The sequence below is a fragment of the Micropruina sp. genome (assembly GCF_047607385.1).
Classification (GTDB): Bacteria; Actinomycetota; Actinomycetes; order Propionibacteriales; family Propionibacteriaceae; genus Micropruina.
On sequence record NZ_JASGDE010000079.1, the window covers coordinates 1 to 5,975 of the forward strand.

Sequence of the window (5,975 nt, forward strand, 5' to 3'; positions counted from 1 at the left end):
GGCGGCGGCCGCGGTGAGCTCGGCGGTGGACGCCACCGCAGCCCAGCGTCAGGTCGGACGCCGTCCGGACGCCCAGGCCGCGGTCGCTGCGGCCCGGCGGGTGATCGCCGCCGAACCCGGCATGCACGGTTCGGTGACGGTGGCCGGCGACGGCAGCATCCGGGTGACCACCTCGACCACGACCGACACCGTGCTGCTCAGCCTGATCGGCATCACCAGGTTGCAGGGCAATGGCGAGGCCGGCGCCCAACTGTACGACTGAGCGCCGGCACACCCCGACCACCCGGCGTCGGGACGCTCAGGCGGTCTTGCGCAGCGACGCCGCCATCCGTTCCACCGCCTGGGTGATCATCGCCGGCGACGCGGCCAGGTTGATCCGCACCCACTGCTGGTGCGCGGGGGAGAAGTTGCGGCCCGGCGAGAACGCCACCCGTCCGGACGCCAGGAAGTGGGCGTACGGCTCGTCCAGCCCCAGTTCGGTGCAGTCCACCCAGGCCAGGTAGGTTCCCGGCTCGGCCCGGTAGCGGGCGCCGGGCACCAGGGCGTGCAGCAGGTCGGTGAGCAGCCGCTTGTTCTCGGCGATCTCGGCGCGGGCCTGATCGACCCAGTCCTGGCCGTGCCGCAGCGCGGTGCTGTGCGCGATCGATCCCAGATGCCCGGTGGACTGGGTGGCCAGCGGCGGCAGGCCGTTGAGCACCCGGCCCGCCTCGGTGCCGCCGATGAAGAGACCCGCCTTGAACGCGGCCAGGTTCCACGACTTGCCCGCCGACGTGACCACCACCGCCTGCTGCGCCTCCGGGACGCTCAGCGTCGGCACGAACTCGGTGCCCGGGTCGACCAGCCAGGCGTGGATCTCGTCCACCACCAACTGGACGCCGTGCGCGGCGCACAGCTCGGCGACGGCGCTCAGCTCGGCGGCGGTGTGCACGGTGCCGGTCGGGTTGTGCGGCGAGCAGAGCAGGAAGGCGGTGACGTCCGGGGCGGCGAACGCCTCGGCCAGGGCGTCCAGATCGAGCCGGCCCTGCTCGGTCAGCGCGACCGGGACGGTGCGTCGCCGGTAGCCGCTGGTCACCTGCCAGAACGGCGGGTAGACCGGGCTGGTGATCACGATCCCGTCATCGGGATCGGTGACCGTCTCCAGCACACACAGAACGGCGTTCATCACGTCGCCGCCGCGGCGCAACTGGCCCGGAGCGAGCTCCAGCCCCCACCGGGTGGCGGCGCTGTCCCGGTAGGCGTCGATGTAGTCGTTGCCGACCGGGTAGCCGGTGTCGCTGTGGTCGAGGGCGGCGTCCAGGCTCTGCCGGACCGCGGGCAGCATCGCCGAATCCATCTCCGCGACCCACAGCGGCAGCACGTCCGGATCGTAGGTCCGCCACTTCAGGCTGCGTCGCTGTCGCAATTCCGCCTCGGTCAGGGAGAAGATCGTCATGGCTGCATTGTGGCCGCTCGCCGCGGCGGCGGGCGGCAGATCTCGACAGGAGGAGCTTGGGCATGGCTCGGTACTTCGACGTACACCCCGACAACCCGCAACCGCGGGCGCTCGGACAGGTGGCCACGATCCTGCGCGACGGGGGACTGGTGGCCTATCCGACCGACTCCGGGTACGCGCTGGGCTGCATGCTCGGCAACCGCGCCGGCCTGGACCGGATCCGCGAGTTGCGGCACCTGGACGCCCGGCACAACTTCACCCTGGTCTGCAGCGAGTTCGCGCAGCTGGGGCACTACGTGCAGATGAGCAACGACGTGTTCCGGGCGATCAAGGCCGCCACCCCGGGCGGCTACACGTTCGTGCTGAAGGCCACCCGCGAAGCCCCCAAGGTGATGCTGCAGCCGAAGCGCAAGACGGTCGGCGTCCGGTTGCCGCCGCACGTCACCGCGCTGGCCCTGCTGCACGAGCTGGGCGAGCCGCTGATGTCCAGCACCCTGCTGCTGCCCGGCGAGGAGGAGCCGATGTCGGACGGCTGGACGGTCAACGACGAGATCGGCCACGCCCTGGACGCCGTGCTGGACTCCGGCGACTGCGGCTCCGAGCCCACCACGGTGATCGACCTGAGCGGCGACGAGGTGGTGATCATCCGGCGCGGGTCGGGCGACCCTGCGCTGTTCGAGGCCTGACCAGAGCGATGGCTGAGCGTGTCGAAACCGTCGTCAGGAAGGGTCTCGACAAGCTCGACCGACGGTAGAGGTTGGAGCGCGGCGATGCTCGGCCAGGCGAGGTCTCGACGAGACCGACGGTAGAGGTCAGGAGCCGTCCGGGTCGGGCTGGACGTCCTCGGGGTCGAAACGGATGTAGTCGGAGGAGAACCCGTGCCGCATCCCCCAGGAGACCGCCTGGGAACGCCGCACCACCCCCATCTTGCGGTAGGCGGAGCGGATGTAGCTCTTCACCGAGTTGGGGCTGAGGTACATGCCCTGCGCGATCTCCGCGTTGGGCAGGCCCTGGGTGATCAACGCGATCACCTCGCTCTCCCGATAGGAGAGGCCCTCCTCGCGTCCCGGCCAGTTGCCGCCGGTCGGGTTGGCCGCCTTCGGCGCGGGGCTGATCACCATCTTCCCGGCGTGCACCTGTTCCAGCGCGTGCACCAGGGCATGCGCCGGCAGCGTCTTGGACAGGTAGCCCGAGACGCCGTCGGTGGTGACCCGCCGGACCAGCGCCTGCTGGAAGTTCCAGGTGTAGACCACGGTGCGGGCCACCAGCGGATTGCGCAGCACGCCCTCCACGGCCGGGGTGTCCGCCGACGGCTGGCCGAAGCTGTCGTAGAGCGCGATATCCACGCGTTCGCGGATCTCGCGCCCTGCGACCAGCTTCACCACCCGCACCCGGTCGGCATAGTTGGCGAACATGTGCAGCAGCCCGGTGACCACAACCTCGTAGTCGTTGACCAGGGCCACCTTGATCGGCGGTTTGGTAGGCACCCGGTCAGTATTCCACCGGGGAAACCGAATCAGTTCTCGTTGTTCTCGGTGTCGTTGTCGTCGTTGATCTCGTCCTCGGGATCGACGTACTTGTCCTTCTTGGACGTCCGCTCCAGGCCGGCGGTCACGTCCGGCACCTCGTACTGCAGGCCGCGGTCGGTGCGCTGGTACCCGGTCGACGGCGGACGCTTCGGCAGCTTCAACGTGGGCCGCTCCACCTTCTGGTAGGGGATCGACGACAGCAGATGCGCGATCATGTTGATCCGGGCCCGCTTCTTGTCCTCGGACTCGACCACGTTCCAGCGCGCCTCGGGAATGTCGGTGTGGACGAACATCTCGTCCTTGGCCCGGGAGTAGTCCTCCCACCGGGTCAGCGACTCCAGGTCGGTCGGCGACAGCTTCCACTGCCGCATCGGGTCGGTGAGCCGCGACTTGAACCGCTTCTCCTGCATCTTGTCGGACACCGAGAACCAGTACTTGCGCAGCATGATGCCGTCCTCGATCAGCATCCGCTCGAAGATCGGGCACTGGCGCAGGAAGCGACGATGCTCCGCGGTGGTGCAGTAGCCCATCACCCGCTCGACACCGGCCCGGTTGTACCAGGAACGGTCGAACAGCTTGATCTGGCCGGCCGAGGGGAGGTGCTGGATGTAGCGCTGGAAATACCACTGCGACTGCTGCCGTTCGGTCGGCGCGGGCAATGCCACCACCTGGGCGATGCGGGGGCTGAGGTATTCCGTGATCCGTTTGATCGCGCCGCCCTTGCCGGCAGCGTCACGTCCTTCGAAGATCACCACCAGCCGCTTGCCCTCGGTGCGTAGCCATTCCTGCATCTCCACCAGTTCCGCCTGCAACCGCAGCAGTTCGGCCTCGTAGAGTTCGTTGTCCAACTTCGGGAGTTTCGCCATGGGCGTATCGTGCCGCATCCTGCTCCGGGCCACCAGGACTCCGCCAAATTTATCTGCGGCCGCTTGGTTGCGGCGCAGGTTTCAGTGTGCGTGCGGCAGTTGATCGCTGGGCTCGGGGGTCCGGAGGAAGCCGGTGGCGACGATCGCCAGCACCCAGACCGCTCCGGCGCCGAGGAAGGCCAGGTGGGCTCCGTGCAGCAGGCTCTGCTCCGGTCCGGCGCCGGTGGCGCGCAGGGCGTCCGACTGGGCCGCGAAGACGGTGACGAAGACCGCGGTGCCGAAGGCGCCGGCCAGCTGCTGCACGGTGCCGACGATCGCCGAGCCGTGGGTGTAGAGCTGCCTGGGCAGCGAGCCCAGTGCGACGGTGAACAGCGGCGTGAACATGAAGGCGAAGGAGGCGCTCATCGCCACGTGGCAGGCCACCACGAACCACCAGGGGGTGTCCGGCTGGATGGTGGAGAGCAGCCAGAACACGACCGCGACCACCACCGACGCCGGCAGCATCAGCGGACGGGCGCCCAGCCGGTCGTAGAGCCGCCCGACCACCGGGCCCAGGACGCCCATCAGCACCCCGCCGGGCAACATCATCAGCCCGACGCTGAGCGCCGGCAGGTGCAGCGCCTGCTGCAACAGCAGCGGCAGCATGATGACGGTGCCGAACAGGGCCATCATGGCCAGCGCCATCACCACCACACTGATCGCGAAGGAGCCGTGCTGGAAGGCGCGCAGATCGAGCAGGGCACGCTCCTGCCGGGCCAGCAGCAACTGCCGGACCAGGAAGGCGACCAGCGCGCCGAGACCCACCGCGAAGGCGCCGACCAGTTCGAGGACCGGCACCGTGGCGTCCCCGATCAGGCTGAGGCCGTAGACCAGGCCGCCGAAGCCGAGCACGGTGAGCGGGACCGACAACCCGTCCAGCGGGATCTTCATCGGCTCGTTGATGTTGGTGATCCGCAGGCTGCCGATCACCAGCATCAGCAGCCCGATCGGCACCATCAGGCCGAACACGCCGCGCCAGCTGGTGAACTGCAGGACGAAACCGGCCAGCGTCGGGCCCAGCGCCGGCGCCACCGAGATCACCAGGGAGATGTTGCCCATCAGGGCGCCGCGGTGAGCGGGCGGCACCAACTGCATGATGGTGGTCATCAGCAGCGGCATCATGATCGCCGTGCCGCTGGCCTGGACGATTCGTCCGGCCAGCACCAGGGAGTAGACCGGGGCCAGCGCACAGATCAGGGTTCCGGTGGTGAACAGGCTCATGGCAAGGATGAACGCCACCCGGGTCGGGATCCGTTCGAGCAGCCAGCCGGTGATCGGAATGACCACGGCCATGGTCAACATGAACGCGGTGGTCAGCCACTGCACGGTGCGCTCGTCGACCCGCAGATCGGTCATCACCGAGGTGAGCGCCACGTTCAGCGCCGTCTCGTTCAGGATCACCACGAACGCCGCGACCAGCAGGATGGTGATCACCGACCGATCCCGCGGGGTCAGCCAATGTCGGTCGGCCTCGGCTCCGGTCTCACGCATCGTCCTACCCCCAGTCATAGCCGGGCAACATTACGTGGCCGATCGACGGGGCGTCCAATCGGGGAGGCCCGGGACGGACCGGTCAGGATCGGAGAAGTTTCCTGAATGTGCTCTGACTACTGTGAGCGGCATGACCATTGCAATCTCGCGCTGTTTCGTCGCGGTCACCGACGTCGATGCCGCGCTCACCTTCTACCGCGATCTGCTGGGCATGGAGGTCCAGGCGGACGTCGCCCAGGGAGAGTTCCGCTGGATCACGGTCGCGGCACCGGGACAGGACGGCATGGCGATCGTGCTCAGCAACTACCTGGCCGACGCGGCTGCGGACGCCGAGACGCTGCGTTCGCTGTTGGCCAAGGGTGCGCTGAGCGCGGCGCACTTCCGCTCCGACGATCTGGACGGGCTCTTCGCCCGGCTGGCCGATGCCGGCGTGGAGGTGCTGGAGCAGCCCACCGACCAGTTCTGGGGCGTCCGGGACTGCGCGGTGCGGGATCCCTCCGGCAATGTGATCCGGATCGACCAGGCCTGATTCGGTGGGCGGACCCCCGCCCCTCCGCCGAGCGCTCGCCTAACTATTTGCCGCTCGCTGAGTTCAGCGAGCGGCAAATAGTTAGGCGA

Annotated in this window: 7 protein-coding genes; 3 read left to right on the top strand and 4 right to left on the bottom strand. The window is 68.7% G+C overall.

Translation table 11 applies throughout. The annotated features are described in order from the left end of the window. A partial coding sequence (locus tag QM582_RS06960) for a hypothetical protein (RefSeq protein ID WP_415082976.1) occupies positions 1–262 on the top strand: 262 nt, incomplete at its 5' end. A gap of 36 nt (positions 263–298) precedes the next feature. Here QM582_RS06960 and QM582_RS06965 read toward each other — a convergent pair. Further along, positions 299–1,432, bottom strand: a complete 1,134-nt coding sequence (locus QM582_RS06965) for a MalY/PatB family protein (protein ID WP_415082978.1) — start codon at positions 1,430–1,432, stop codon at positions 299–301. A 62-nt stretch (positions 1,433–1,494) separates the two neighbouring features. On the opposite strand from QM582_RS06965, the gene QM582_RS06970 reads away from it, so the two are divergent. Beyond that, the gene (locus QM582_RS06970; protein WP_415082980.1) at positions 1,495–2,118 is read left to right on the top strand and encodes an L-threonylcarbamoyladenylate synthase; all 624 of its coding nucleotides are present in this window, start codon (positions 1,495–1,497) and stop codon (positions 2,116–2,118) included. Between the two features lie 126 nt (positions 2,119–2,244). Here QM582_RS06970 and QM582_RS06975 read toward each other — a convergent pair whose 3' ends face one another. From QM582_RS06975 to QM582_RS06985, 3 genes are all read right to left on the bottom strand, one after another. Next, positions 2,245–2,919: a DNA-binding response regulator gene (locus QM582_RS06975; protein ID WP_415082982.1), complete on the bottom strand. Its 675-nt coding sequence runs from the start codon at positions 2,917–2,919 to the stop codon at positions 2,245–2,247. Between the two features lie 29 nt (positions 2,920–2,948). Next, positions 2,949–3,827, bottom strand: coding sequence for a polyphosphate kinase 2 (ppk2, locus tag QM582_RS06980; RefSeq protein ID WP_415082984.1), 879 nt, complete (start codon positions 3,825–3,827; stop codon positions 2,949–2,951). 81 nt (positions 3,828–3,908) lie between these two features. Next, positions 3,909–5,357 carry an MDR family MFS transporter gene (locus QM582_RS06985; RefSeq protein ID WP_415082986.1) on the bottom strand — a complete coding sequence of 483 codons (1,449 nt, stop codon included), beginning with the start codon at positions 5,355–5,357 and terminating at the stop codon, positions 3,909–3,911. Between the two features lie 130 nt (positions 5,358–5,487). On the opposite strand from QM582_RS06985, the gene QM582_RS06990 reads away from it, so the two are divergent. Then, on the top strand, positions 5,488–5,886 hold the full coding sequence (locus QM582_RS06990; protein WP_415082987.1) for a VOC family protein: 399 nt from the start codon (positions 5,488–5,490) through the stop codon (positions 5,884–5,886). Positions 5,887–5,975 lie beyond the last annotated feature (89 nt).